This is a genomic window from Bacillus sp. Marseille-Q3570, from assembly GCF_946151055.1.
Taxonomy (GTDB): Bacteria; Bacillota; Bacilli; order Bacillales; family Fictibacillaceae; genus Pseudalkalibacillus.
In genome coordinates this window covers 1-2602 of record NZ_CAMGYZ010000031.1, presented here as the reverse complement: position 1 = coordinate 2602, position 2602 = coordinate 1, and the positions used below count along the sequence as shown (strand labels likewise).

Sequence of the window (2602 nt, the reverse complement as noted above, 5' to 3'; positions counted from 1 at the left end):
ATGTACCCTTGTACCCCTTTCTCGTTTGTCACAAATTTAATATCCATATTTTCACTAGATCTAATATTTCTAATCGTCCGTGGCCAGTCTTGAATTTCAGCAAGTATAGAAATTTTAATAGATGATATAAATTTATTTTCATTTAATTCAAATAATTTTTTAACTCTTTGATAACCGGATGATTGAGACATAATTTCTTTCATTTGTTCGTTATCCTGATCACTAAACCAATGTTTTTTCCCCAAATTGCAAGACTCACACAATGTCCATAAATTATTTAAATCTGTGTTTCCTCCCAATTCTACTGGAGTTTTATGATCAATCACTAATTTAACGTTATCAATTGGTCCCCTTCCGCACCTTCTACACTTAGATTCATCTCTTTGAAGGACCTGGTATCTTAATTTTTGATTAATTGGGATTCGAAGTTTTTTCGACTCTTTTTGCTCTAATGAATGTAGAATATAACCTTCTTTTGTATTCTCAATGTCCCATCCCTGTTGCCGAAGAGTCCTTAAAGCTCTTTGCCAATCATGCACATTTGCGACAACAGAAAGTTCGTCTCTACTAACAATTTTCCCTACATTCAATTTTAATAATTCCAACATTCTTTTCCCGGCTGACATAATATTCCTCCTTATAGTAATTTTTTGTGTTCTATTGAAATATCGGTTAATGTTGGATGCTTTTTATAGTTATTTTCATATTTATATTATATAAGTATAATGGTTAACATCTACCTTTTGGTTAAGAAAATGGTTGTAATAATAAAATCAAAAATAATAAAAAAGCCTTACCAAGATGGTAAGACTTTTGGGAACAATGTTCTAAAGAATTAAATTTTTAGTGGAACTTTCTTCTTCTAGAAAAGCTAAGCATTGTGCCATACTTTTAGCAAGTTCTTCTATCACAGGAATTGTTACAGAATTCCCAAATTGTTTGTATTGTTGTCCTTTACTTATATTTTCTGGAAAAGAAAACCGATCTACTCCATTCTCTATAAATCCATATTCTACAAATCCCTGTAGTTTACCCCATTCTCTTGGAGTCATAAAACGTACACCTTCAGCATTAAGAGGGGTTCGCTTTGTTTTCACTTCCATACCACCAATATTGTCTTGAAAATCATATACTAAATTTCTTTCTTTTCCAGATCCACCAGTAGCAAGCAAAGCATTTGAAATAGGTTTATCATTACTAGGGGGGTTTACAATTATATAACCGAAACCATTTCCTTTGCCTTTATGCCTATTTTTATGCCTTTTTAGTGTTTCTAAGTAACCTTCTGCTAAATAATATTCAGGATTAGCCCCAAATTCCAATAGATCATTTAAATCTTTATAAAGTGGTAGTCCTTCTTTTTTTTGTGGCAGGTTAGCTATGGGCAAACTATTTACATTATTACCATAGAGTTTTTTATCAAACCCCATTAAATAAACACGTGGCCTGTTCTGAGGTATTCCAAAATTTTTAGAATTAAGAACTAGATCTCTAGGATTATAGATGATTCCATTTTCGCCTATTTCTACTCCTATTATTTTATAATTTAATTCATTTATCAATGTTTCTAATACAACTCTAATAGTCTGACCTTGTTTATGCCGTAAAAGTCCCTCCACATTTTCAAGAAGAAAAGCTTTTGGTCTAGTACGGTTAATTATATCAGCAATATCAAAGAATAAAGTACCCCTTGTCCTGTCTTCAAAACCCTGTTTTTTCCCAGCAATACTAAAGGCTTGACAAGGAAATCCTCCAAGTAGAATATCGTACTCAGTTTTTTCTACTTTTTTCTTAAATGTTTCACTAGTAACATCATTAAAAGGATCTTCATCAAATAAATGCTTATATGTTTCACAAGCATATGGATCTATTTCAGCAGATAAAACATTAGTAAAACTTTTGGTTAGCTCAAAACCTCTTCTAATACCACCAATACCGGCAAATAAATCGATCGTTTTATACATTTTAACCTCCTAAGTTATAATTTATTATAACGAATTTAAATTAGTTTTGTTAAGTGTATTATATCAGAACGTACGTTCTTTTCATATGGATTGTTGAGGTGATAAAATGGTTGATCATTTAACAAAGAAACAAAGATCAAAAAATATGAAATCAGTTAAATCTAGCGGCTCAAAATTAGAAAATAGTATTACAAAAGCACTATGGGGTAAAGGTTTTAGGTTTAGAAAGAATGTAAATAATTTATTTGGAAAACCTGATATTGCAATAAAAAAATACAAAATTGTAATTTTTATAGATTCTTGTTTTTGGCATGGATGCCCAACTCATTCTACTATTCCTCATAAAAATCATGATTTTTGGAAAAGGAAAATCAATGGTAATATTAAAAGAGATAATGAAGTAACTAAATATTATAAAGATAAAGGTTGGAATATACTCAGAATTTGGGAACACGATATTAAAAGAAATCAAAATAAAAGCATTAATGAAATTATAGAGTTCATTAATAAACATAAAGGAGAATTTGATGATAAAAGGTAATAAAGGCGAATGGAGCGAGATCTACACATTTTTCAAAATTTTATCTGAAGGTAAGCTGCATGCTGCAGATGCAGATTTAAGTATTATTGAAAATATA

The 2602-nt window shown here is 30.3% G+C and carries 4 protein-coding genes; 2 read left to right on the top strand and 2 right to left on the bottom strand.

What is annotated here, in order from left to right:
• Both N8M93_RS22530 and dcm read right to left on the bottom strand, forming a co-directional pair.
• Nucleotides 1-626: HNH endonuclease (locus tag N8M93_RS22530; protein ID WP_261134883.1), on the bottom strand; the 626-nt coding region annotated here is incomplete at its 3' end.
• A gap of 201 nt (nt 627-827) precedes the next feature.
• On the bottom strand, nt 828-1964 hold the full coding sequence (gene dcm, locus N8M93_RS22525) for a DNA (cytosine-5-)-methyltransferase (RefSeq protein WP_261134882.1): 1137 nt from the start codon (nt 1962-1964) through the stop codon (nt 828-830).
• Nucleotides 1965-2070: 106 nt separating this feature from the next.
• Here dcm and N8M93_RS22520 point away from each other — a divergent pair, with 106 nt between their 5' ends.
• On the top strand, nt 2071-2505 hold the full coding sequence (locus N8M93_RS22520; protein ID WP_261134881.1) for a very short patch repair endonuclease: 435 nt from the start codon (nt 2071-2073) through the stop codon (nt 2503-2505).
• A partial coding sequence (locus tag N8M93_RS22515) for an HpaII family restriction endonuclease (protein WP_261134884.1) occupies nt 2492-2602 on the top strand: 111 nt, incomplete at its 3' end. The genes N8M93_RS22520 and N8M93_RS22515, both read left to right, overlap by 14 nt.

What these genes read in the sequence shown, in the direction of transcription:
- dcm (WP_261134882.1), bottom strand. Translation starts at nt 1,964, where the DNA reads ATGTATAAAACGATCGATTTATTTGCCGGTATTGGTGGTATTAGAAGA.
- N8M93_RS22520 (WP_261134881.1), top strand. Translation starts at nt 2,071, where the DNA reads ATGGTTGATCATTTAACAAAGAAACAAAGATCAAAAAATATGAAATCA.